Annotated in this window: 18 protein-coding genes and 1 tRNA gene; 14 read left to right on the top strand and 5 right to left on the bottom strand. The window is 65.4% G+C overall.

Annotated elements, in window-relative coordinates; all coding sequences use genetic code 11:
• Positions 1 to 90: 90 nt before the first annotated feature.
• The 6 genes from J7I85_RS06330 to J7I85_RS06355 all read left to right on the top strand — a co-directional run bounded on the left by J7I85_RS06330 (position 91) and on the right by J7I85_RS06355 (position 6,254).
• Positions 91 to 1,227, top strand: a complete 1,137-nt coding sequence (locus J7I85_RS06330) for a Gfo/Idh/MocA family oxidoreductase (protein WP_214848147.1) — start codon at positions 91 to 93, stop codon at positions 1,225 to 1,227.
• Positions 1,224 to 2,018, top strand: a complete 795-nt coding sequence (locus tag J7I85_RS06335) for a TIM barrel protein (protein WP_214848150.1) — start codon at positions 1,224 to 1,226, stop codon at positions 2,016 to 2,018. Before J7I85_RS06330 ends, J7I85_RS06335 begins: the two co-directional genes overlap by 4 nt.
• A 139-nt stretch (positions 2,019 to 2,157) precedes the next feature.
• On the top strand, positions 2,158 to 3,153 hold the full coding sequence (locus J7I85_RS06340; RefSeq protein WP_214848152.1) for a substrate-binding domain-containing protein: 996 nt from the start codon (positions 2,158 to 2,160) through the stop codon (positions 3,151 to 3,153).
• A 56-nt stretch (positions 3,154 to 3,209) separates the two neighbouring features.
• Positions 3,210 to 4,265, top strand: a complete 1,056-nt coding sequence (locus J7I85_RS06345; protein WP_214848155.1) for an ABC transporter permease — start codon at positions 3,210 to 3,212, stop codon at positions 4,263 to 4,265.
• 5 nt (positions 4,266 to 4,270) lie between these two features.
• A complete protein-coding gene (locus tag J7I85_RS06350; protein WP_214848158.1) occupies positions 4,271 to 5,197 on the top strand; it encodes an ATP-binding cassette domain-containing protein in 927 nt (308 codons plus the stop codon).
• Between the two features lie 7 nt (positions 5,198 to 5,204).
• On the top strand, positions 5,205 to 6,254 hold the full coding sequence (locus tag J7I85_RS06355; protein WP_308159404.1) for a Gfo/Idh/MocA family oxidoreductase: 1,050 nt from the start codon (positions 5,205 to 5,207) through the stop codon (positions 6,252 to 6,254).
• 79 nt (positions 6,255 to 6,333) lie between these two features.
• On the opposite strand, the gene J7I85_RS06360 is transcribed toward J7I85_RS06355, so the two are convergent.
• On the bottom strand, positions 6,334 to 7,347 hold the full coding sequence (locus tag J7I85_RS06360) for a Gfo/Idh/MocA family oxidoreductase (RefSeq protein WP_214848162.1): 1,014 nt from the start codon (positions 7,345 to 7,347) through the stop codon (positions 6,334 to 6,336).
• A 2-nt stretch (positions 7,348 to 7,349) separates the two neighbouring features.
• Positions 7,350 to 8,534, bottom strand: coding sequence for a Gfo/Idh/MocA family protein (locus J7I85_RS06365; protein ID WP_214848165.1), 1,185 nt, complete (start codon positions 8,532 to 8,534; stop codon positions 7,350 to 7,352).
• Positions 8,535 to 8,666: 132 nt separating this feature from the next.
• Between J7I85_RS06365 and J7I85_RS06370 the strand changes: the two genes are divergently transcribed.
• Positions 8,667 to 9,707 carry a LacI family DNA-binding transcriptional regulator gene (locus J7I85_RS06370; RefSeq protein WP_308159405.1) on the top strand — a complete coding sequence of 347 codons (1,041 nt, stop codon included), beginning with the start codon at positions 8,667 to 8,669 and terminating at the stop codon, positions 9,705 to 9,707.
• 158 nt (positions 9,708 to 9,865) lie between these two features.
• On the opposite strand, the gene J7I85_RS06375 is transcribed toward J7I85_RS06370, so the two are convergent.
• The 3 genes from J7I85_RS06375 to J7I85_RS06385 all read right to left on the bottom strand — a co-directional run bounded on the left by J7I85_RS06375 (position 9,866) and on the right by J7I85_RS06385 (position 12,339).
• A tRNA-Lys gene (locus J7I85_RS06375) sits at positions 9,866 to 9,941 on the bottom strand.
• 117 nt (positions 9,942 to 10,058) lie between these two features.
• Positions 10,059 to 11,300 (bottom strand): sorbosone dehydrogenase family protein, encoded by a 1,242-nt coding sequence (locus tag J7I85_RS06380; protein ID WP_214848171.1) that lies wholly within the window; start codon positions 11,298 to 11,300, stop codon positions 10,059 to 10,061.
• Between the two features lie 40 nt (positions 11,301 to 11,340).
• On the bottom strand, positions 11,341 to 12,339 hold the full coding sequence (locus tag J7I85_RS06385) for a hypothetical protein (protein WP_251023996.1): 999 nt from the start codon (positions 12,337 to 12,339) through the stop codon (positions 11,341 to 11,343).
• A 225-nt stretch (positions 12,340 to 12,564) separates the two neighbouring features.
• Here J7I85_RS06385 and ilvD point away from each other — a divergent pair, with 225 nt between their 5' ends.
• The 7 genes from ilvD (at position 12,565) to J7I85_RS06420 (ending at position 23,693) form a co-directional block, all read left to right on the top strand.
• Positions 12,565 to 14,286, top strand: coding sequence for a dihydroxy-acid dehydratase (gene ilvD, locus J7I85_RS06390; RefSeq protein ID WP_214848176.1), 1,722 nt, complete (start codon positions 12,565 to 12,567; stop codon positions 14,284 to 14,286).
• A 404-nt stretch (positions 14,287 to 14,690) separates the two neighbouring features.
• Positions 14,691 to 16,592 (top strand): acetolactate synthase large subunit, encoded by a 1,902-nt coding sequence (locus J7I85_RS06395; RefSeq protein WP_214848179.1) that lies wholly within the window; start codon positions 14,691 to 14,693, stop codon positions 16,590 to 16,592.
• A 2-nt stretch (positions 16,593 to 16,594) separates the two neighbouring features.
• Positions 16,595 to 17,107: an acetolactate synthase small subunit gene (gene ilvN, locus J7I85_RS06400; protein WP_050054685.1), complete on the top strand. Its 513-nt coding sequence runs from the start codon at positions 16,595 to 16,597 to the stop codon at positions 17,105 to 17,107.
• Positions 17,108 to 17,181: 74 nt separating this feature from the next.
• Positions 17,182 to 18,207 carry a ketol-acid reductoisomerase gene (gene ilvC / locus J7I85_RS06405; RefSeq protein WP_214848190.1) on the top strand — a complete coding sequence of 342 codons (1,026 nt, stop codon included), beginning with the start codon at positions 17,182 to 17,184 and terminating at the stop codon, positions 18,205 to 18,207.
• A gap of 117 nt (positions 18,208 to 18,324) precedes the next feature.
• Entirely contained in the window at positions 18,325 to 19,914 is a 1,590-nt protein-coding gene (serA, locus tag J7I85_RS06410; protein ID WP_214848193.1) for a phosphoglycerate dehydrogenase, read from the top strand.
• A 231-nt stretch (positions 19,915 to 20,145) separates the two neighbouring features.
• Positions 20,146 to 22,941: an ABC transporter permease gene (locus J7I85_RS06415; RefSeq protein WP_214848195.1), complete on the top strand. Its 2,796-nt coding sequence runs from the start codon at positions 20,146 to 20,148 to the stop codon at positions 22,939 to 22,941.
• Entirely contained in the window at positions 22,938 to 23,693 is a 756-nt protein-coding gene (locus J7I85_RS06420) for an ABC transporter ATP-binding protein (protein WP_214848198.1), read from the top strand. The genes J7I85_RS06415 and J7I85_RS06420 overlap by 4 nt, the downstream gene beginning before the upstream one ends.
• Positions 23,694 to 23,704: the final 11 nt, after the last annotated feature.

The raw sequence follows: 23,704 nt of genomic DNA on the forward strand, positions 1-23,704 counted from the left end.
AGTCTATAGAACGATCTAGACAGCTAGCGAAAAACTGTGTCACCATCATTTCACTAGAACGATCTAGAAGCCTGAGAAGAGGATTGAAACATGACCTATGTCCAGCAACCGGCCCGCGACAACCATCCCGTCCGCTTCGGCCTGATTGGAGCCGGCTGGATCGGCGCCTTCCATGCCGAATCAGTGGCGCGTCGGATTCCCAACGCACGGCTGGATGCCATCGCTGACCCCGCCCTTCCCGCCGCCGAGGCCCTGGCCGCCAAGCTCGGCGTGGCCCGGATTACCGCTGATCCGTCGGACGTGATCAATGACCCCGACATTGACGCGGTCCTGGTGGCATCCCCGGCAAGGTTTCATTCCGGTCTTATCGCAGCTGCGGCCCGGGCCGGGAAGGACGTGTTCTGCGAAAAGCCGGGCGGCCGCACTGTCGAAGAACTGGATGAGGCGCTGGCCGCTGCAGACGCCGCCGGGGTCAGCCTCCAGTTTGGCTTCAACCGGCGCTTCGCCGCGGACTTCGCTGCCGCCAGGAAAATGATCGACGACGGCGCCGTGGGCACCCCGCAGCTGTTGCGGTCCCTCACTCGAGACCCGGGTACCGCGGCCGGAATCGCCTCCCCGGAGCGGATCGCACCCGGAACGATCTTCCTGGAAACATTGATCCATGACTTCGACACCCTGAACTGGCTGAACCCGGGCGCGGTGCCCGTGAAGGTGCATGCGGTGGCTGACGCCCTGGTGGCGCCGGAAGCGAAAGCCGCCGGGCTGCTGGACACGGCCGTGGTCACGGTGACCTACAGCAACGGGGCCATCGCGGTGGCCGAAGCCAACTTCAACGCCCTGTATGGCTACGACGTGCGGGGTGAAGTGTTCGGATCTGCCGGCATGGTGACCGCCGGCGGTCCGCAGGCATCAAGCGCCGTGAGCTACACCGCCGCGGGCATTGCCTCGGACACCGTGCGGCTGAACATTGACCTCTTCCACGACGCCTATACGGCCGAACTTGCCCGCTTCGTCGAGGGCGTTGCGGCCCGCCGGGCGGGACATGCGCCGGTTGAAACGTCGGCTCCGGGCGGCGTCGATGCCCGTAATGCGCTCGCAGTGGCGCTGGCGGCGATCCGGTCTCACGAGACCGGCCTCCCGGTGGACGTTTCGGCTGTGGCGCGTCTGCAAGCGGCTGAGCCCGAGCTGCAGCTCACGGGAGTGCATCACACGGGGTCGGGCGCATGAGCTTCCGGCTGGCAGCATGCGCCGAAATGATTTACGGCGAGTTACCACTCGTCGAGCGGGTGCAGCGCATTCATGAGCAGGGGTTCGAGGTGGAACTCTGGGACACGCGGAACCGCGACATTGCTGGACTGGCGGCAACAGGTGCCCGGTTTTCCTCTATGAGCGGCTACTTCGGCGGCAGTGTCATTGACCCCGACAGTGCGGACCGGGTGATCGAATCGGCAGAGAAACTCATCCCGACGGCGCTTGAGCTGGGTGTTGAGCGCATGGTCGTCCATCCGGCGGAACTGGGCGACGGCGGAGTTGCCGTGCGGCCCGTCCACCGCTCCACCGGCCAGATGTGGCTGACCGGCCTCCGCACCCTGGAGCGCTTGGGCAGGCTAGGGGAGCGGCACGGTGTGGTCTTTGCGCTGGAGAACCTCAACACGGTTCTGGACCATCCGGGCATCCCGTTGGCGCGGGCGAAGGACACTCAGGCGCTGGTGTCCGCAGCCGACCACCCGCACGTGAGGATGATGCTGGATCTGTACCACGCCCAAATCGGCGAAGGCAACCTGATTGAACTGGTCCGCGGCGCCCTCCCGTGGATCGGGGAAATCCAGGTGGCCGACGTTCCAGGGAGGTTCGAGCCCGGAACAGGGGAGATTAACTACAGCGCCGTCGCCACGGCGCTCGCCGACATCGGCTATGCCGGCGTCATTGGCTTGGAAGCAGGGGCCTCGGGCGGAGCTGGACTCGCCGCCGGGGACAACGCCCTGTCGGCGTTCCGGCGCGCCTTCACCGCCAACTAACCAGAAAGCAAAACTAATATCGTCCTAATGTTAGGACAAACATTGACAATAGTGATCCGAGTCACGATGATCAGAGATATCAATATCCCGGCCGGTGCGGCGCGGCACGGCCGGAACCCGAATCAAAGGAGATTATCCGGTGAAGAAATTTTCATGGCGGAGGGCGGCCCTGGTAGCCGCCGTTGTGCCGATGATGGCTCTCAGCGCTTGTTCGTCCAGCGGCGGCAGGCCGGAAGAGAACTCGAACGCCGGAGCCGGCGGGCAGGCTGCCTCGACGCCACGTATCAAGGTGGCCCTGATCACGCATGCCGCTCCCGGTGACACCTTTTGGGACATCGTCCGCAAGGGCGCTGAGGAAGCCGCGGCCAAGGACAATGTGGAGCTGCTGTACACCTCGGACCCGGAAGGCGGCCGTCAGGCGCAGCTGATCCAACAGGCCGTAGACCAGAAGGTGGACGGCATCGCAGTGACCCTGGCCAAGCCCGATGCGTTGAAGGACGCGCTGAAGAAGGCGACCGAGGCCGGCATCCCTGTGGTCAGCCTCAATGCCGGCGAGTCCGTGTCGGCCCAGCTGGGTGCGTTCACGCACTTCGGCTCAAATGAAAAACTCGCCGGCGAAGCCGCGGGAGACAAGCTCAACTCCCTCGGACTCAAGCACGCCATCTGCGTCATCCAGGAACAGGGCCACGTCGGCCTCGAAGCCCGCTGCGCAGGCGTGAAAGCGAAGGTTCCGGCCACCGAGATCCTGTACGTGCAGGGCACCGACATGACCCAGGTGTCCTCCACAGTGACAGCCAAACTGCAGGCCACTTCTGACGCCGACGTCGTTATCGGGCTGGGTGCGCCCTACACGCTGACCATCCTCAAGGCGGTGGCCACCGCCGGCAGCAAGGCAAAAGTGGCCTCCTTTGACATGAATGCCGACCTCGCCCAGAAGATTGCCGACGGCGCCGTTGAATTCACAGTTGACCAGCAGCCGTGGCTCCAGGGCTACGGCTCGGTGGACGCACTGTGGCAGGTCAAGCGCGGCGGCTTCAAGCTTGGCGGCGGCCAGCCCGTCCTGACCGGCCCCACCATCGTGGACAAGGCCGGGGCGGCCAACGCCCTCACTTTCGCCCAGCAGGGTATCCGCTAGCATTCCGCCACCCGTGCCCGGCGGGACCGCCGGGCCCGGCAGCAAGGAGTATTTCAATGACAATGACCCAGACCATTACAAAGCCTGCGGTGACTGACGAGCGGGTCGGCAAGCGGAACCCGCTGCAGAAACTGCTCGGCCGCCCTGAGGTAGGCGCCCTCGTCGGGGCGATCGTTTTGTTCGTGTTTTTCGCTTCGGTTTCCCAGACTTTTACGCAGCCGAACGCCTTCGCCACCGTCCTTTATGGCAGTTCCACCATCGGCATCATGGCCGTGGGCGTGTCGCTGCTGATGATCGGCGGCGAGTTCGATCTCTCCACAGGCGTCGCAGTCATCAGTTCCGCCCTCACGGCCTCGATGTTCAGCTGGTACTTCAGCATGAACGTCTGGGTCGGCGTAGTCCTGGCCCTCGTGGTCTCGCTCGGCATCGGGTACATCAACGGCTGGATTTTGATGAAGACCAAGCTGCCGAGCTTCATCGTCACCCTCGCAACGTTCCTGATGCTGACCGGCCTCAACCTTGGCCTGACCCGCATGATCGGCGGCGGCGTGTCCTCCCCGTCCATTTCCAGCATGGACGGTTACCAGGCGGCCCGGGCCATCTTTGCCTCCTCGGTGAACATCGCCGGGGTGGACGTCAACAACACGGTCTTCATCTGGATCGCCCTGGTTGCCGTGGCGTCCTGGGTACTGCTGCGCACCAAGGTGGGCAACTGGATCTTCGCCGTCGGCGGCGATGCTAACGCCGCCCGCGCCGTGGGTGTTCCCGTCAAAGCCACCAAGATCGGCCTTTTCATGGCCGTCGGCTTCTGCGGCTGGATCCTGGGCATGCACAACCTGTTCGCCTTTGACGCCGTGCAGTCCGGCGAAGGCGTGGGCAACGAATTCCTCTACATCATCGCCGCCGTGATCGGGGGGTGCCTGCTGACGGGAGGCTACGGATCCGCTGTGGGCGGCGCGATCGGCGCCTTCATCTTCGGCATGGCGAACAAGGGCATCGTGTACGCACAGTGGAACCCGGATTGGTTCAAGTTCTTCCTGGGCCTGATGCTGCTCCTGGCCACCATCGTGAACCTGATCGTCAAGCGCCGCGCAGACTCAAGTAAGGGCTGAACACCATGGACGCCAAACAAATCGACCAGCAGGAACTCCTCAGGGACGAGAAGGACCCGCTGACCCACACCCCGGTGCACCTGCTCTCGCTGGAGAGCGTGGGCAAGCACTACGGCAACATCGTCGCCCTCACGGACGTCACGATGGCCGTGGACAACGGCAGGGTGACCTGCGTGCTCGGGGACAACGGCGCGGGCAAGTCCACGCTGATCAAGATCATCGCCGGCCTGCACCAGCACGACGAAGGCGTCCTCCACATCATGGGCGAGGAGCGGAGATTCGATTCGCCCCGTGACGCCCTGGATGCCGGCATCGCCACCGTCTACCAGGATCTCGCAGTCGTTCCCCTGATGCCCATCTGGCGCAACTTCTTCCTCGGCTCCGAGCTGACCACGGGCTTCGGTCCCTTCAAGCGCATGGACGTCCAGGCCATGAAGGACATCACCAAGAAGGAACTGGCGGATATGGGCATCGACCTGCGCGATGTTGAGCAGCCCATCGGCCAGCTTTCCGGCGGTGAGCGCCAGTGCGTAGCGATCGCCCGTGCCGTCTACTTCGGCGCCAAGGTGCTCATCCTGGACGAGCCCACCGCAGCGCTGGGTGTGAAGCAGTCCGGTGTGGTGCTCCGGTATATCCTGCAGGCCCGCGACAGGGGGCTGGGCGTCATCTTCATCACCCACAACCCGCACCACGCCTTCCCTGTGGGCGACCGGTTCCTGCTGCTCAAGCGCGGCAAATCAATCGGCTACTACGACAAGAAAGACATCACCATCGACGAACTCACCGCCCAGATGGCCGGCGGCGCCGAACTGGCAGAACTCGCCCACGAACTCGAACAGCTCGGCGGCCACACCGACGTCGTCAAGGAAGTCCAGGCCGAGGTCGCCGGCGTGGCTGACTCCAAGGCCGACACCGGCCGCGCATCGGCGTAGGGCAGCCGTGACAAGGAGCGGCAAGCAAGAAGTAACTCTTGGACTTGTGGGCGTCGGCCGGATCGGCACCATGCACGCCCGGAACATCACTGGCCTGAACGGGCTGATGGGGCCGCAGGGCACCTCGGTTCACCTCAAGCTAACCGACGTTGCCGCAGAGCACGCCCGGTCCCTGGCCGGCGGAATTGGTGCCGAGTTCCTGCCCTCCGTCGAAGCCTTGCTTGACTCCGGCATCGACGGTCTGGTCATTGCCACCGGAACAGCCACGCATCCAGGCCTGATCAGGGCCGGCGTGGACGCCGGAATCCCGGTGTTCTGCGAAAAGCCGGTGGCTGTGAACGTTGAGGAATCACTGCCAGTGCTCGACCACATCCGGACCACGGGAGGCACTGTGCAGATCGGCCACCAGCGCCGGTTCGATCCGGGGTACCTGGAGGCCAAGCGCGCCTTCGACGCCGGGGAGCTGGGATGGCTCCACACGGTCAGGGCGGTCACATGCGACATGACGCCGCCGCCTGTGGAGTTCCTCGCGACGTCCGGCGGGCTCTTTCGCGATTGCTCCGTCCACGACTTCGACATACTCCGGTGGCTCACCGGCAAGGAAATCGTGGAGGTTTTCGCCAAGGGTTCCAACAACGGTGACCCCGCAATCGGTTCCGTCGGCGACGTCGATACCGCGCTGGCCGTGGTGACGTTCGACGACGGCAGCGTCGGCACGGTCTCGGCCACCCGCTACAACGGGGCGGGCCATGATGTCCGGCTGGAACTCCAGGGATCCGCCGGGTCGGTCATGGTGGGGATGGATGAGCAGATGGCGATGTCTTCTGCCGAGCCCGGGGTCGGTTTCCCGGCCGGGCCGCCGCACATGACGTTCGCCGAGCGGTTCCACACGGCATACCGTGCCGAGATGGCAGCCTTCGTGGAAGTGGTGCTGGGGCAGCGGCAGAACCCGTGCACACCGGAGGACGCGGTCGCAGCGTCCATGGTGGCCGACGCTGCCCAGGCATCGCTGCAGTCCGGGGAGCCCGTGCGGGTGGCGCTCCAGGCGGCGGGCTGACACAGCCCGAACGTACAGTTGTGGCCCCTCAGGCGAACCGAAACCCCTGCGCCCCACGGGGCGCAGGGGTTTCGGCTCGTCAGTACTGGATCGTCTCGGTCCTGCCCGTGCCCAGCGACAGCGTTGCTGCTTCAGCTATGGCCTGTGCCTTCAGGCCATCATCAAGTGACGGCGCGAAGGCTACGCCGCCGTCGGTTGCTGATCCGTTCTCCAGTGCGGCCACAAAGTGGGCCAGGGCGGCGGCGTAGGTCGGCTGGACCCGTTCGAACCAGCCCGGATGCATTCCGTCGTCCACCACCTTCCCTGAGTAGTAGCGCGACACCGCACCGGCGCGGTGGCGGCCGGCCTCGGCCATGCCCTCTGATCCCATGATTTCGATCCGCTCGTCATAGCCGTAACCGGTGCGGCGCGCGCAGTCGATCTGGACCAGGGCGCCGCCGGGAAGCCGCAGGGATACCACTGACGTGTCCACATCGCCGTACTCGGCCAGCCGGGGTTCGGCGAGGGCTGATCCGGTGGCGAACACCTCCACGGGGTCCGCTCCTGTCAGCCAGCGGACCAGATCGAAGAAGTGGACGGTCTGGTCGCGCATCTGGCCGCCCGACGTGGCGATGTAAGAGAGCGGCGGCATGGCCGGTCCGCGGCTGGTGAGCTGGATAAGTTCCACCTCTCCGATTTCCCCGGCATCGACAATCCGTTTGAGCTCGGCGTAGTCACGGTCAAAGCGGCGGTTGAAGTCCACCATGACCGGCACGGCGTGCCGGGCGGCGAAGGCAGCAGTTTCCCGGGCCTGCCCGAGGTCCAGATCGATCGGTTTTTCGCACAGCACTGCCAAACCGGCCTTGGCGGCGCGGCGCAGGTGCCCAGCGTGGGTGTCGGTGGAGGAAGCGATGAATACCGCGTCGATGACAGCGGAATTGAACACCTCCGCCAAGTCTGCGGCAGCGCGGGCGCCGTGGTTGACAGCAAGGGTTTTTGCGCGGTCCTGGTCAACATCGAAGACCAGCCGGAAGTCTACGTCCGGGTGGGCTGCGAGGTTCGCGGCGTGGACGGAGCCAATGAAGCCTGCCCCGAGGAGTGCGAAGCGTTGCATGGTTAGACTCCCACCTTCTCCGCGGCCCCTGCCGGCGTGACCCAGGCGGCATCCTGGGCATCTGATGCGGCGACCGCCTCGACGAATCTGACGCCAACGAGGCCGTCGTGCCCCGTGGGAAAGGACAGCTCGCGGGTCTCCGGCAGGGTGCCGTCCCGCCGGGCGCGCAGTTCCGCGGCCAGATCGCGGTAGAAGTTGGCGAAGGCTTCGAGGAATCCTTCAGGATGGCCCAGCCCTATCCTGGTGAGGCGGGAGGCGTCCTCTGACAGCGTGCTGAGACCTTCCGTCAGCACCGTGGTGGTCCCGTCGAGGTCCTGGAGGGTCAAATGATGGGGGTCCTCATGCTGCCATTCGAGGTTTCCCTGAGTGCCGAAAACCCGGATGCGCAGCCCGTGGTTGTGGCCGGCGGCTGCCATGCTGGCCCACAGCCGGCCCGGAACCTCGCCGGTGAGCTGCAGTTCGACCGTCGCGTGGTCAAAGACCCGCCTGCCCGGGACCAGGGTTTTCAGCCGTCCGGACACCCTCTCGGCCTCGAGCCCGGTGATGTAGCGAAGAAGGTGGAAGCCGTGCGTGCCGAGGTCGCCAACGACGCTGGGGAAGCCGGCGATATCCGGGTCCGTCCGCCAGATGGCCTGCTTGTGCCCGCCCTGTTCCAGGGGAGACGCCGCCCAGCCCGAGGCATGCTCCACGTCCGCGAACGTGATGGTTCCCAGCTGCCCGTCCCGCACCATCCGGGCCGCGTGGCGCACCATGGCGTAAGCGGAGTAGCAGTGCGGAACCGCCAGGACGGCGCCATTGTTGGCTGCAACCCGTACCAGTTCCGCGGCGCTCGCCGAATCACGGGTCAGCGGCTTCTCACACACCACGGAAATGCCGGCCTCGAGAAAAGTGCGGGCGATCTCGAAGTGACTGTCGTTCGGCGTGGCAACAACCACCACATCGACGCAGTCTTCCCGGCCGGCTTCCTTTTCCGCCATCTCGCGGTAGCTGGCGTAGTGCCTGTCCTCCGGGATGCCAAGCCGAGAGGCCAGGGTAGCTGAGCGGCCGTGATCGCGGCCAAAGACGCCGGCCTGAAGGTCGAATTCGCCGTCAAGGCGCATCGCACGACGATGGGTCTTGCCGATGTCTGCGCCTGCGCCGCCGCCAACCATTCCGGCCACCAGCCGCCGTGCGTGCGGTTCACTCATGAGCACCCTCTTTGATTCTTTGGAATTTTCTTGGATCGGTCCATAATCTAGGGTGAGGGGCCTGTTCGTCAACCCCTTAGGCTGGTAGAACCGGACTGGCAGCGCCGGGCTGCCATGACTTGGAGGAACACCGTGAGCCCATCGTCTACCCATAGGGGCCTGCCCGCGGCCAAACCCACGATCCGCGATGTGGCAGACCGGGCAGGGGTGTCCAAGTCGCTCGTTTCGCTGGTCCTACAGGGCTCCGGGAACGTCAGTGAAGCCCGACGGCGGGCGGTGCTTGCGGCGATGGACGAGCTGGAATACCGGCCCAACAAGCTTGCCCGCGGGCTCTCGATGCCTCGCACAGGTACCGTTGGTGTGCTCCTCAACGATCTCCGTAACCCCTGGTTCATTGAGCTCCTCGAAGGCCTCTCCGCGTCCCTGCACGCCGCCGGTGTTTCCCCCGTCCTTGCCGATTCCTACACGGACCACAGGATCGGCCGCCCGTCCGTCGAGGCGCTGCTGGAGCAGCGGATTGACGGCCTGGTGGTGGTGGGAACCACCACTGAGTCCGCCGCTATCAGAACCGCCTCCGCCGTCGTTCCCGTGGTGCTGGCAGGAACCCTGGACCCCGAGTTGCCGGGTGTGGACGTGGTGGTCAACGACGACGCCGCCGGCGCGCGGAAGGCCACCGAGCATCTCATTGCGCTCGGCCACCGGCGCATCGCACATCTCCAGGGGCCGGATGAGATCGGGCGCCTGCGGCGGGCGGGCTACGAGCAGGCGATGCGGGCGGCCGGTTTGGAACCGCACACAGTGGCGGGCGGCATGAGTGAAGAAAGCGGCTACAGTGCCGCCCGGACCCTGCTGGCCGCCAGCGCCCCGCCAACAGCGATTTTCGCCTTCAACGACATTGCCTGCATCGGCGTGCTGTCCGCGGCCGCTGACGCGGGTGTGACGGTTCCCGGCGACATTTCCCTAGTGGGCTACGACAACACCTATCTGGCACGCATCCGCCACATCTCGCTGACCTCGGTGGACAACGGCAACCTTGCGGTTGGGGTCCAGGCGGGCAGGTACATCCTGGAGCGGCTGGGAAATCCTGATTTACCGGGCCGCAAGCACCTGGTCAGCAGCGAGCTGCAGGTCAGGGGTTCCTCCGGCGGTGCCCCGGACGCCGGGGGAGCCTGAGCGGAAATCCTCCCGCGAGGGGGCTCCGGCCCGGGCAACGGCTTCTTCGTCGCGACAACGGTTGCTTCAAAGCAAGCAACGGTTGCTTCGGCGCAAGCAATAGTCCGGGAACGACAAAACCCCGCCTTCAGGTTTGTGGCCTGAAGGCGGGGCTTCCGTGGTGCACCCCCCGGGACTTGAACCCGGAACCCATTGATTAAGAGTCAATTGCTCTGCCAATTGAGCTAGAGGTGCATCTGTTGTTTCGTTCATCCGTGGGCTTTTGTTTCCCTCGTTGACCTCCGCAACGACATGAAACTCTACACGAAGTTTTGGCCAGTGTGAAATCGAGGTGCGCGGGAGGTGCCGCCACTAGCGTGGAAGCGCCAAAATCAGCGCGAAATCAGGGTTTTGGTTGTTGCTGAGGGCCCATAAATCCCCGTTCGGGGCCAGCGAAACGTTCCGGATCCGCCCAAACTGCTGTGTGAAGTAGCCCACAGGAGCGCCGGCATTTTCGCCGTCGAGCGGGACTGCCCAGATGCGCTGGCCCCTCAGCGCGCCAAGGTAGGCCGTGCTGCCAACGATTTCGAGTCCGCTGGGCGAGGAGTCTGCTGTCGACGGCCAGACAACCTTGGCGTCGATGACGCCATCGCGGTGGGGTGCTCCCGTGACTTCGGGCCACCCGTAGTTTCCGCCGGGCTGGATCAGGTTGAGTTCGTCATTAACGTCGGGTCCGAATTCGCTGGCCCAGAGCCGGCCCTGGCTGTCCCATGCCAGGCCCTGCACGTTTCTGTGGCCAAGGCTGTAGACGGGATTGTTCGGGAAGGGATTGCCGGGCGCGGGGGCGCCGTCCTTGGTGAGCCGCAGGATCTTGCCGCCCAGGGCGTTCCGGTCCTGCGGCTGCTCCCGGCGCTGCGAGTCTCCCGTGCCGACGTAGAGGAACCCGTCCGGGCCGAAGCGGATCCTGCCGCCGTTGTGGGTGGAGGCCTTGGACATGCCGGAGAAGATCACCTCCAGCTCACCCAAGCGGAGGCCGCCACCGCTGGCTGACCCGCTGCCTTCCAGGCGCATGCGGGCAATCCGGTTGTCACCGGCCGCGGTGAAGTAAGCGTAGAGATAGCGGTCCGAGGCAAAGCCGGGCGACAGTGCCAGGCCCAGCAACCCGCCCTCGCCGCCGGGAACGACGCCTGGGACGGCCCCGATGGTGCCCACCCTGCCGTCCCGTACCGATTTGAGCAGGGTGGAATCGCGTTCGGAGATGACGGCCGTCCCGTCCGGCAGGAACACCGTCGACCAGGGAATCTGCAGTCCCTCGATCCTGCTCCGCACTTCCGGCGCCCGCAGCGGTGTGGGGGCAACGCTGGAAGCAAGCGGCGCACTCGTACCCGAGGCGGTCGGCCCCGGTGAGCCGGTGCCCGGGGTGGGTGTCGCAGTTGCCCCGCTGGCCGTGGAGCCGGTGCTGCCCGGGGCCGGTTGACCGCCGTCGCCGGTGCAGCCGGACAGGAACAACGCTAGGGACAGGGACAACGCTAGGGCGGAAAACGCCCGGGCGGTCACGGCCAGGGGCAGGGCGGCGGCAGCCGTTGCGGGCTTTCCGGGGTGGTTGCGTGTCATGCGCTTACTCCGTCCGCAATCTGCCCCCGCCGCGTGGGCGTTAGCGCCGGGACCGCCGAGGCGCCCGGAACCCGGCAGCCTCGGCGTGTGCCGGGGAAAGGAACCAGACTTCCGCCCGGGCGTCCTCATAGCCGGCACTGTCGTCGTCGTAATAGGTCATGGCGCTGACGTCGCCCTTAACGGCGTATCCGTCCGGGGCGCTGCCGTCTGCGGCCGGCAGGGCCGAACCCTCGCCATATGGCTGTTCCCCTGCGACTGCTGCACTCACATCGGCCACCCGTTCACGGTGGATGGGCTGTTCGCCGAAACCCCGTTCGGCGCCGAAGCCCTGTTCCAGATGATGCGGCTGGGGTTCGCGGTGATGAGGCTGGGCGTCGTGGCTGGCTCCGGCTTCCGTGGCGGCGGAGGACTGGATCCGCTGCCGGGTCTCGGCCTCAGCGTCCATCGATTCGGCCGCCGCGGATTCCGCGCCCGGCAGGGTGGGAGCATGCGCGTCCGTGTACTCCGCATGATGCGTCGGGCCGGCAGGCTCTTGCGCTGCGGGCCGGGTAGAACTGTCTGCTGCGGCGCTGCCGGCATCCGACCACTGGGCATCCCATTCGGCTTTGTCCCCGTCGTCGTCCCAGTCGTCAACATCTCCTCCGGCGGACCGCGCCGAGGAGGGGCGGGCGGTGGCGGCTTCCCAGGATTCGACGTCCGGTTCCACATCTTCGGGGTCCGGGCGCGTGGACGCAGGGGCGGGCCGGCCTACCAGCGGCGCGGCTTCCGCGACCGCCGGCCCGGCGTCCGGCTCGGCCAGGCGGCCTGTTTCCGGTACGGTCCGGGTGGTGGCGGACGGAGGTCCCGCCGCCGCTGCGGCAGAAACGGCCGACGGCGTCTCCTCCGTTCCGGTTGACGCTGCGGGAGAGGCTCCGGCCCGGGGCGTTACCTGTTCGGTCCGGGTCGCGTCGGCTGCCGTTCCCCGCGAGTTCCGGTTTAGCAGCCACCAGACAATGGCAATGATCAAAACAATGACAATGACCCAGATAATCCACTCCATAGCAAAGCCTTTCATCCGTCACACGAGGTTGCCGTTGCTTGACGGTACGTCGCTGTCAATAGGGCTGTCTAGGCTTGTCGACGCCAGTGGGGGAGAGGGCACACCGGCCCTCGGTCCCAGAATGTGAGACGCGAGTCCACTATTTGATCGAAATTTTCTGGAAATTGTGCCGAACCGGCCACTTCCGGTCGTTGGCGGCCTTTCAGGAGTCATAGACTTTGACCCATGAGTGAGGACACCCAGATCGCAACCGATAACAAGCCTGACATCAAGCCCCGGAGCCGGGTTGTCACCGACGGCATTCACGCAGCTCCGGCACGCGGAATGTTCCGGGCCGTGGGCATGGGCGACGACGACTTCGCCAAGCCCCAGATCGGCGTAGCGAGCTCCTGGAACGAAATCACTCCCTGCAACCTGTCCCTGAACCGGCTGGCCCAGGGTGCCAAGGAAGGCGTGCACGCCGGTGGCGGCTTCCCGATGCAGTTCGGCACCATCTCCGTGTCCGACGGTATCTCCATGGGCCACGAGGGCATGCACTTCTCCCTGGTCTCCCGCGAAGTCATCGCCGACTCGGTGGAAACCGTCATGCAGGCAGAGCGCATCGACGGCTCCGTGCTGCTGGCCGGCTGCGACAAGTCGCTCCCGGGCATGCTCATGGCCGCTGCGCGCCTGGACCTCGCCAGCGTATTCCTCTACGCCGGCTCCATCATGCCGGGCTGGGTCAAGCTTGAGGACGGCTCCGAAAAGGAAGTCACCCTCATCGACGCTTTCGAAGCCGTGGGCGCCTGCGCCGCCGGCAAGATGAGCATGGAAGACCTCACCCGCATCGAAAAGGCCATCTGCCCCGGCGAAGGCGCCTGTGGCGGCATGTACACCGCGAACACGATGGCCTGTATCGGCGAGGCCTTGGGCATGTCCCTGCCAGGCTCCGCGGCTCCGCCCTCGGCAGACCGCCGTCGTGACGAATTCGCCCGCAAGTCCGGCGAAGCGGTGGTCAACCTGCTGCGCCTGGGCATCACTGCCCGCGACATCATGACCAAGAAGGCCTTCGAAAATGCCATCGCCGTCACCATGGCCTTCGGCGGATCCACCAACGCCGTCCTGCACCTGCTGGCGATCGCCCGCGAGGCAGAGGTCGAACTGACCCTGGACGACTTCAACCGCATTGGCGACAAGATCCCGCACCTGGGCGACCTGAAGCCGTTCGGCCGTTACGTCATGACCGACGTCGACAAGATCGGCGGCGTTCCGGTCATCATGAAGGCACTGCTCGACGCCGGCCTCCTCCACGGTGACTGCCTCACCGTGACCGGCAAGACCGTGGCCGAGAACCTCGACGCCATCAACCCTCCGGACGTCGACGGCAAGATTCTGCGCGCTCTGGACAACCCGATCCACAAGACCGGCGGCATCACCATCCTGCACGGTTCCATGGCACCCGAGGGTGCCGTAGTGAAGAGCGCAGGCTTCGACGCCGATGTCTTCGAAGGAACCGCCCGCGTGTTCGAGCGCGAGCAGGGTGCCCTGGATGCGCTGGATAAGGGACAGATCAAGGCCGGCGACGTCGTAGTCATCCGCTACGAAGGTCCCAAGGGCGGACCGGGCATGCGCGAGATGCTCGCCATCACGGGCGCCATCAAGGGTGCGGGCCTGGGCAAGGACGTCCTGCTCCTCACCGACGGGCGCTTCTCCGGCGGCACCACCGGACTCTGCATCGGCCACGTTGCGCCGGAAGCGGTCGACGGCGGCCCCATCGCCTTCGTCAAGGACGGCGACCGGATCCGCGTCGACATTGCCGCCCGCAGCTTCGACCTGCTGGTGGACGAGGCGGATCTCGAATCGCGCAAGGAAGGCTGGGCACCGCTGCCGGCCAGGTACACCAAGGGTGTGCTGGCCAAGTACGCCAAGCTGGTGCACAGCGCCTCCACCGGCGCATACTGCGGATAACCCTATTAAGCTTGGGCAACCAGGCTTAATAAGGGAGGCCCCGAGCGCACGGCGCTCGGGGCCGGAGCCTCCCGCTTGCCGCCCTTAGCGGGCGGGGTACAGTTTGGTCCTAGCGTTGTTGAGGATCAACTAGTGGACAAGGATGTCCACATGGTGAGATGGCGTGCCGCTTCGTTGACACGCTACCCACCAGAGGGAAAACTGAACGCATGATCTTCGTTACCGTCGGCACCGTCGTCGTACTTACCAAGCGCGTGGCTCCATAGCCCGACTGGTAACGAACTGTCACGCGCAACCCCTCGAAAAGCCACCAGGCTGAGGGGTTTTTTTATTTTCCGGGCGGGACGGAACGTTCAGTTTTCCCGAGCACCACACCAATTCAAGATCCACTAAGGAAGAGTTCGATGAGCAAAGGATCGCCCATCAGCCCCTCGCTGATGGCTTCAAAGTCCGCTGGAGCCGCCAAGGCTCCGGATCGCGTCGACAAGCCGGCTGAGGCCGGGGTCGACATTGCTGCAGCCGCCTCTCCTGTCCTTGGGCCGAACAACGTCGTACCCCCGACGGTGATGACCGGCTCAGAAGCAATTGTCCGTTCGCTCGAAGAACTCGGCGTCGACGACATTTTCGGTTTGCCCGGTGGCGCGATCCTGCCCACCTACGACCCCTTGATGGCCTCCAAAATGAACCACGTTCTGGTCCGTCACGAACAGGGAGCTGGCCACGCCGCGCAAGGCTACGCCATGGTCACCGGGCGGGTGGGCGTCTGCATCGCCACCTCGGGCCCGGGTGCCACCAACCTCGTCACCGCCATCATGGATGCGCACATGGATTCCGTTCCGCTCGTGGCCATCACCGGCCAGGTCTCCAGCGGGGTGATCGGCACCGATGCCTTCCAAGAAGCCGACATCGTGGGCATCACCATGCCCATCACCAAGCACTCGTTCCTGGTGACGGATCCCAACGACATTCCCCACGTCATGGCCGAGGCCTTCCATCTCGCCTCGACCGGACGTCCGGGCCCGGTCCTGGTTGACATCGCCAAGGACGCCCAGCAGGGGCAGATGACGTTCTCCTGGCCGCCCAAGATCGACCTGCCGGGCTACCGTCCGGTGGTTCGTGGCCACAACAAGCAGGTCCGCGAGGCGGCAAAGCTGATCGCCGCCGCCAGCAAGCCGGTGCTGTACGTGGGCGGCGGTGTGGTCAAGGCCCACGCCGCGGCTGAGCTCCGCGAGCTGGCCGAACTGACCGGTGCACCAGTGGTCACCACGCTTATGGCCCGTGGTGTCTTCCCGGATTCACACCCGCAGCATGTGGGAATGCCCGGCATGCACGGCACGGTTTCCGCCGTGACCGCACTGCAGCAGGCGGACCTCCTGGTGACCCTGGGTGCGCGCTTTGACGACCGCGTCACCGGCGTCCTGAAGACCTTCGCGCCCAACGCCAAGGTCATCCACGCCGACATCGACCCCGCGGAAATCTCCAAAAACCGCACGGCCGACGTTCCCATCGTGGGCTCGGTGAAGGAAATCATTCCGGAACTGACGGAAGCCGTCCGGACCCAGTTCGGCACCACCGGAACACCGGACCTGGCCAACTGGTGGGCCTTCCTGAACAACCTGAAGGACACCTACCCGCTGGGCTGGACCGAACCCGAGGACGGCCTGACTGCACCGCAGCGGGTCATCGAGCGCATCGGCGCCCTGACCGGCCCCGAGGCCATCTACGTTGCCGGTGTGGGACAGCACCAGATGTGGGCTGCGCAGTTCATCAAATACGAGCGTCCGCATGCCTGGCTGAACTCCGGCGGTGCCGGCACCATGGGCTACGCCGTTCCGGCCGCCATGGGCGCCAAGGTGGGCGAACCGGACCGTGTGGTCTGGGCCATCGACGGCGACGGCTGCTTCCAGATGACCAACCAGGAACTGGCCACCTGCGCCATCAACAACATCCCCATCAAGGTTGCTGTCATCAACAACTCCTCGCTGGGCATGGTGCGGCAGTGGCAGACCCTCTTCTACGAGGGCCGCTACTCCAACACAGACCTGAACACCGGCCACGAGACCATCCGGATCCCTGACTTCGTCAAACTCGGCGAGGCCTACGGCTGCGCGTCCTTCCGGTGCGAGCGGGACGAGGACATCGACGCAACAATCCAGAAGGCACTGGAAATCAATGACCGCCCCGTGGTCATCGACTTCGTGGTCAGCCCCGACTCCATGGTGTGGCCGATGGTGCCCGCCGGGGTCAGCAACGACCAGATCCAGGTTGCCCGCAACATGACCCCGGAATGGGAAGAGGAGGACTGATCATGAGCCGCCACACACTGTCCGTTCTGGTCGAAGACAAGCCCGGTGTGCTGACCCGCGTGGCCAGCCTTTTCGCCCGCCGCGCCTTCAACATCAATTCCCTGGCCGTAGGCCCGACCGAGGTTCCGGGTATCTCCCGGATGACCGTCGTCGTCGACGCCGACGGTGACCTGATCGAACAGGTCACCAAGCAGTTGAACAAGCTGATCAACGTGATCAAGATTGTTGAACTGACTTCCGAATCTTCCGTACAGCGCGACCACATCCTGGTCAAGGTACGTGCGGATGCCGCAACTCGTCTGCAGGTGACCCAGGCTGCAGACCTGTTCCGTGCCTCAGTGGTCGACGTCTCCACAGACTCGGTGGTCATTGAAGCAACTGGCCATCCCGAAAAGCTCACGGCACTGCTTTCAGTGCTGGAGCCCTTCGGTATCCGCGAAATTGTGCAGTCCGGCACCCTGGCCGTTGGACGGGGATCCCGCTCCATGAGTGACAGGGCTTTGCGCAGCGCTTAGCGTCGCAACGCCCGTGCAGTACCGCAACACCACTGACTATTTACCAAAGAATCCACTCAAGAGGAGTTACGCAAGTGACTGAAATGTTTTACGACGACGACGCAGACCTGTCGATCATCCAGGGCCGGAAGGTAGCCATTGTCGGCTACGGCTCCCAGGGCCACGCCCACGCGCAGAACCTGCGCGATTCCGGCGTCGAGGTTGTCATCGCGCTCAAGGAAGGCTCCAAGTCCATCGCCAAGGCCGAGGACGCAGGCTTCACGGTCAAGAGCGTTGCCGACGCCGCCGAATGGGCCGACGTCATCATGATCCTGGCGCCGGACCAGCACCAGCGCTCGATCTACACCGACTCCATCAAGGACAAGCTGACCCCCGGCAAGGCTCTGGCCTTTGCCCACGGCTTCAACATCCGTTTCGGCTACATCGAGGCCCCGGAAGGCGTTGACGTCATCCTGGTCGCCCCGAAGGCTCCCGGCCACACCGTGCGCCGCGAGTTCGAAGCCGGCCGCGGCATCCCGGACATCATCGCCGTCGAGCAGGACGCCACCGGCTCCGCCTGGGAGCTGGCCAAGTCCTACGCCAAGGCCATCGGCGGCACCCGCGCAGGCGTCATCAAGACCACCTTCACCGAAGAGACCGAAACGGACCTCTTCGGCGAGCAGTCCGTCCTGTGTGGCGGTGTGTCCCAGCTGGTCCAGTACGGCTTCGAAACCCTGACCGAGGCCGGCTACCAGCCGCAGATCGCCTACTTCGAGGTCCTGCACGAGCTCAAGCTCATCGTTGACCTCATGTGGGAAGGCGGCATCGCCAAGCAGCGCTGGAGCGTTTCCGACACCGCTGAGTACGGCGACTACGTTTCCGGCCCGCGCGTCATCACCCCCGAGGTGAAGGAAAACATGAAGGCTGTCCTCGCCGACATCCAGAACGGCGCCTTCGCCAAGCGCTTCATTGACGACCAGGACAATGGCGGCGCGGAATTCAAGGAGCTGCGTGCCAAGGCCGAACAGCACCCGATCGAGGGCGTAGGCCGCGAACTGCGCTCCCTGTTCTCCTGGCAGCAGCAGGACGAGGACTACGTGGAAGGCTCTGCAGCCCGCTAAGGCTGAGCCCTTCACAGCACGACAGTGAGGCCGGGTTCACACTTAACAATGTGAGCCCGGCCTTGCCGTACGCCTAGACTTTAGGTACCCCCAGGACTTCAACGCAGAGGATCAGCTGTGTCAAAACCCGTAGTACTGCTCGCCGAAGAACTTTCGCCCGCCACCATCGAGGCCCTTGGCCCGGACTTTGAAATCCGCCAGACCGACGGCGCCGATCGTTCCCAGCTGCTCTCTGCCATCGAGGACGTTGACGCCATCCTGGTCCGCTCCGCCACGAAGGTGGACGCCGAGGCCATTGCCGCCGCGAAGAACCTGAAGGTCATCGCGCGTGCCGGCGTCGGGCTGGACAACGTCGACATCAAGGCTGCCACCCAGGCCGGTGTCATGGTGGTCAACGCCCCGACGTCGAACATCGTTTCCGCCGCGGAACTGACCGTTGGCCACATCCTGAGCCTGGCCCGCCACATCCCGCAGGCCAGCGCCGCCCTGAAGGACGGCGAGTGGAAGCGCTCCAAGTACACCGGCATCGAACTGTTCGAAAAGAAGATCGGCATCATCGGCCTGGGCCGCATCGGCGCCCTGGTCGCCGCCCGCCTCCAGGGCTTCGACACCGAGATCCTCGCGTTCGACCCCTACATCACCTCTGCCCGCGCCGCCCAGCTCGGCGTGAAGCTCGTCACCCTGGACGAGCTGCTCGCGCAGTCTGACTTCATCACCATCCACATGCCCAAGACGCCGGAAACGGTCGGCATGCTCGGAGCTGACGCCTTCAAGAAGATGAAGAGCACGGCCTACGTGGTGAACGTGGCCCGCGGCGGCCTCGTGGACGAGGAAGCCCTCTACACCGCGCTGCAGGACCGCCAGATTGCCGGCGCCGCCGTGGACGTCTTCGTCCAGGAGCCCAGCACCGACCTGCCGTTCTTCAAGCTGGACAATGTTGTGGTCACCCCGCACCTGGGCGCGTCAACGGACGAGGCACAGGAAAAGGCCGGCGTTTCCGTCGCGAAGTCGGTCCGCCTCGCCCTCGCGGGGGAACTGGTTCCGGACGCCGTGAACGTTGCCGGCGGCCTGATCGCCCCCGACGTCCGCCCCGGCATCCCGCTGATCGAGAAGCTGGGCCGCATCTTCACGGCGCTGACCCACGCCTCCGTGACCCAGATCGACGTCGAGGTGGCCGGCGAAATCGCCGCGCTTGACGTCAAGGTCCTGGAGCTTGCCGCCCTCAAGGGGATCTTCGCCGACGTCGTCACCGAGCAGGTGTCCTACGTCAACGCCCCCGTGATCGCAGAGCAGCGCGGCATCAACGTCCGCCTTATCACCACCCCCGAGGCCGAGGACTACCGCAACGTGCTGACGCTGCGCGGCGCCCTGAGCGACGGCGCGCAGATCTCCGTGGCCGGCACCCTGACCGGTCCCAAGCAGGTGCAGAAGCTCGTCGGCGTGAACGGCTACGACGTCGAGATCCCCATCAGCGAGCACCTCGTGGTGGTCTCCTACGCGGACCGTCCTGGCGTCATCGGCACCATCGGCCACATCCTGGGCATGAACAACATCAACATCGGCGGCATGCAGGTGGCACGGAGCGCGGAGGGCGGCCAGGTCCTGGCGCTGCTCACCATCGACAGCTCCGTCCCGCAGCAGGTGCTGGACGCCATCAAGGCCGGCATCGGTGCCGAGATGGTGCGCGAAGTGGACCTCGAGGACTAGTCCGACGAACACCGGCCGGCACCGGCCAGGTCCCCAACGCGGGGTGAACTCCTTGTCCCCTGGAGTTCGCCCCGGCCAAGTATGATTGGCCGGTCTGCGTACAATAGCTAGGTTCGAATTTAAGGATCCAGCCGGCAGGCCGGCCAATACTTTTTGCACGCCCGCAAGGGACACCCCCACATTCTGCGGTCATCGTGGCGTGCGCACGCAATCCAGGTTTCAGGGAGCCCAATGAACGCCGTCCAGAGGTTCATCAGAAGCAAAGTGCTGCTGCTAACCGCTGCAATTCTGATCTTCGCCATGTGCCTGTCCGTCCTCGTCCAGACCCAGTCGCAGGCAGCGCTGAACCGGACCGTGGACCAGAACTCGCGCGGGCTCTACGACATCCTGGTGCAGGCCAAGGCGGGCTCCGACGGTTCGCTTATGCAGCCCGAGATTGCCACGGGTCAGGGCGGCGTCAGCTTTGACCAGCTGCAGAAGATCCGGGATCTGTCCGGCACCTCTGTTGCTGCGCCCATCAGCCTGGTCTCGCGCGTGACGCAGAACCTCGAGACGCCGCGCCTGGAGGCCATGGACTACCTGGGCTTTAACGCCGGACTCGTTGGCACCGCGACCGCCGGGCAGCCCGGCGGCACCGATCCCAGCAAATGGCCGGAAGCGCAGTCCGTACTCAGCGACACCCCCAAGAAGTACCGCCTGACGGCCAGCGCCACGAGCTCCGACGGGTCCGCGCAGCACACCCTTTTCAAGTCCACTGCCGAGGGCAGCCTCGGCAAGGGCAAGCTCGTAGAGCAGCAGGTCGATGGAGGCAACAGCATCCAGATTGCCGGTCCCGATGGCGAGACCGGGATCAAGTTCCCGGCTCCGGCCGGCGGGTCCGAACACAACCTGTTCAACCTCACTGTTGCCCTGCCCATGGCTCCGGAGGTCACGGAGTCCGTGGTCGCCGTCGACCCCGTTTCCGAGCGTGCCCTGCTGGGCACCTCCGGTGACTTCCTGGCACCGCTGGAGAAGGCACCACCGGCCGACGCCCGCAGCGCCGAGGCGGTTGGCCAGCACCTGGAGAGCCTCTTCACCACGGGCATTGGCATGAAGGAACTCGAGGAGGGCCCTGACTTCCTTGGCGTGAAGCTCAAGTACTGGGCTCCCATCATGACCCAGTACCAGCAGGCCAAGCGCAACGGCCAGCTCACCGAGGATTCCCAGGCCATCCCGCTGATCGTCCGCTCCGGCACTTCGGTTGACCTGAAGTACTCCGTGAAAATCGAGGAGATCGACGACTCCGGAAACGTGGTCAAGGAAGTCGGCACCGCTGAGCGCTCCCTGGACAAGGACTACCTGCCCTTCGTCTCCAAGTCGCCCTTCGCGCTGTCCTGGCCCGGGTCCACGGATTACTCCGAGCTGCTCGGCAACTCGGCGAACTTCAGCCGCGGCCTCTACAGCCCCGCCACCTGGAGCACAAACTTCGCGTCCGCCCCCAAGTACACGGACGGTTCCACCGCAGGCAACGGTGCCGAGGACAAGACCGCCACCCCCGGCGAGTGGGTCACCGTGAACCGCCTGCCGGAGAAGAGCGCCAACGGCGAGGCCGTAGACCAGACCCAGCGCAATCCCGTTGACGAGCGCTCCTACCGGGAGAACCTGGAAACGGGCAAGAAGCTGGCTACCCCGCTCGCCATGGTCTATGGCACCTTCGATCCCGCCGCCGTCCAGGACGCGGCCGGGGACGTCAACCGGCTTCCGCTCGGCGGCTACGATCCCACGCCCATGACGCTGAGCAAGGATGCGCAGGGCAAGGACGTTGCGGACACCGCGCTCAAGCCCTCCCTGAGCGCCACCGGACTCGTCAGCCAGTCGGCCGGCGCCATCACCGACTACTACGGCCTGGCTGCTGCCCGCGGCTATGAGAAGAATGCCTCCGTTATCGACGCCGTCCGCGTGCGGGCCAGCGCCGCCGGCAGCTGGAAGCAGGTCCAGCCTGAGGTGGACAAGCTTGCCACCGAGATCCGGGACATGGGTCTTGAAGCCACGGTGGTGGCCGGTTCTGCCCGCGAGGATGCCAACATCTTCGTTCCCGGCTACTCCAAGGACGACGCCGGCAAGGAGTCCGCCCTTGGGACTGTCCAGCAGTCGTGGGTCAGGCAGAACGCGGCCGACGCCGTTGCCGGCTCGCTCACGGCGACGAACCTGACGCTGCTGTTCCTCACGCTCTGCGGTGCCGCGCTGCTGACCGGTGCCTCTACTGTCAGCTACGTGCGGCTGCGCCGCAGTGAGGCCGGCACGCTGCGCGCCATGGGCTGGACCCAGCGCCGCATCCGGTCCTGGGTGCTGGAGGAGTTTGCCGTCGGCGCCGGGCTGCTGGCCGTGGCCGGAATAGTGCTTAGCCTCCTGAGCTGGAATATCGCCACCGCCATCGTCTCGGCGTCCGTGCTGGCCCTGTACCTCGGCGCGGCCTTCTTCGCCGCCCAGCAGCTGCGCCACCGCGAGGAAGTGAACCAGGAACCGCAGCACGATGAAAAGCTCATTGCCGTCGACTCGCCGCTGACCTTCGCGAACCGGCAGCTGGGCACGCACCGCTTCAACGCCATCTCGCTGGCCGTTGCCGTTGGCGTGTTCGGCTCGGCAGTCGGCGGCCTGATCGCCCTGCTGATCGACATTCCGCGTGCCGCCGGCGCCAGTGCGCTCAGCGGCCTGGCCGCCGCCAGCGTGGCCCTGCCGAGCATCATCCTTGGGCTGTCCGGCGTGGCGGTGGGACTCCTGCTCACACTGGTGACCGGGCGCTTCGAGCTGAAGGCCAAGCGACGGTACCTCGGCACGCTGCAGGCGATGGGCTGGAACCCCGACATGCTGGGCCAGGTCCGCTTCTTCGAAAACGCCCTGGTGGGCGCGGTTGCCCTCCCGCTGGGTATCCTCGGCGCCCTGGGCATCGGCCTTGTTCTTGCCCCCTACGCCGCGCTGTGGGCAGCCGTGGCCGGGTTCGTGGCTGTTCTCTGCTGGATTCCGATTGCAACGAAAGTGGTCAAATGACTAACGACCTGAACCTTCGCCGCGTGCGCGGGAACAATGAGGCTGTAACCCCGGTTCAGACCCGGGCCAACACCATCGTCAAGGAAGCCGACCACGCCACCCCGCTGGAGCTGAGCAACATCACCATCCGCTACGGCGGAGGCAAGAACGGTTCCGACGCCGTCAGCGTCGTGGAGGGTTTTGACCTCACCCTGAACGCGGGGGAGATGCACTGCGTGGCGGGCCGAAGCGGCTCGGGCAAGACCAGCATCCTGACCGTCGGAGCGGGCCTGACCCTGCCGACGTCGGGCCGGGTGCTGTGGGAGGGCGATTCGCTCGAATCCATGAGCGACGACGAGATCGCCGACCGCCGTCGTGCCCTGATCGGCTATGTTGACCAGGGCGGTGCCCTGATCGACGGCATGAGCGCGCTTGAAAACGTTCTCCTTCCGGCGGTTCCGGACGGCGAGGTGGAGCAGCGGCGTGAGATGGCCAAAGACCTGCTGGACCTCGTGGGCCTCGGCCGCCGCATGCGGCACCGTCCCGAGCAGCTCTCCGGCGGTGAGCGCCAGCGCGTCGCTATCGCCCGCGCCCTGATCCTGGGCACCCGCGTCCTGGTGGTGGACGAGCCCACGGCGAGCCTGGACCGGGCCTCCGCCAACCGCATCATCAGCATCCTCAAGGACACAACGTCTGACGGCATTGCAGTCCTCGTGGCGTCACATGATCACGAACTGGTCCGGCTGAGCGATACGCTGACCGAACTGATCTAAGATTCATCCCT

The sequence above is a fragment of the Arthrobacter sp. ISL-65 genome, from assembly GCF_018613795.1.
Lineage (GTDB): Bacteria > Actinomycetota > Actinomycetes > Actinomycetales > Micrococcaceae > Arthrobacter.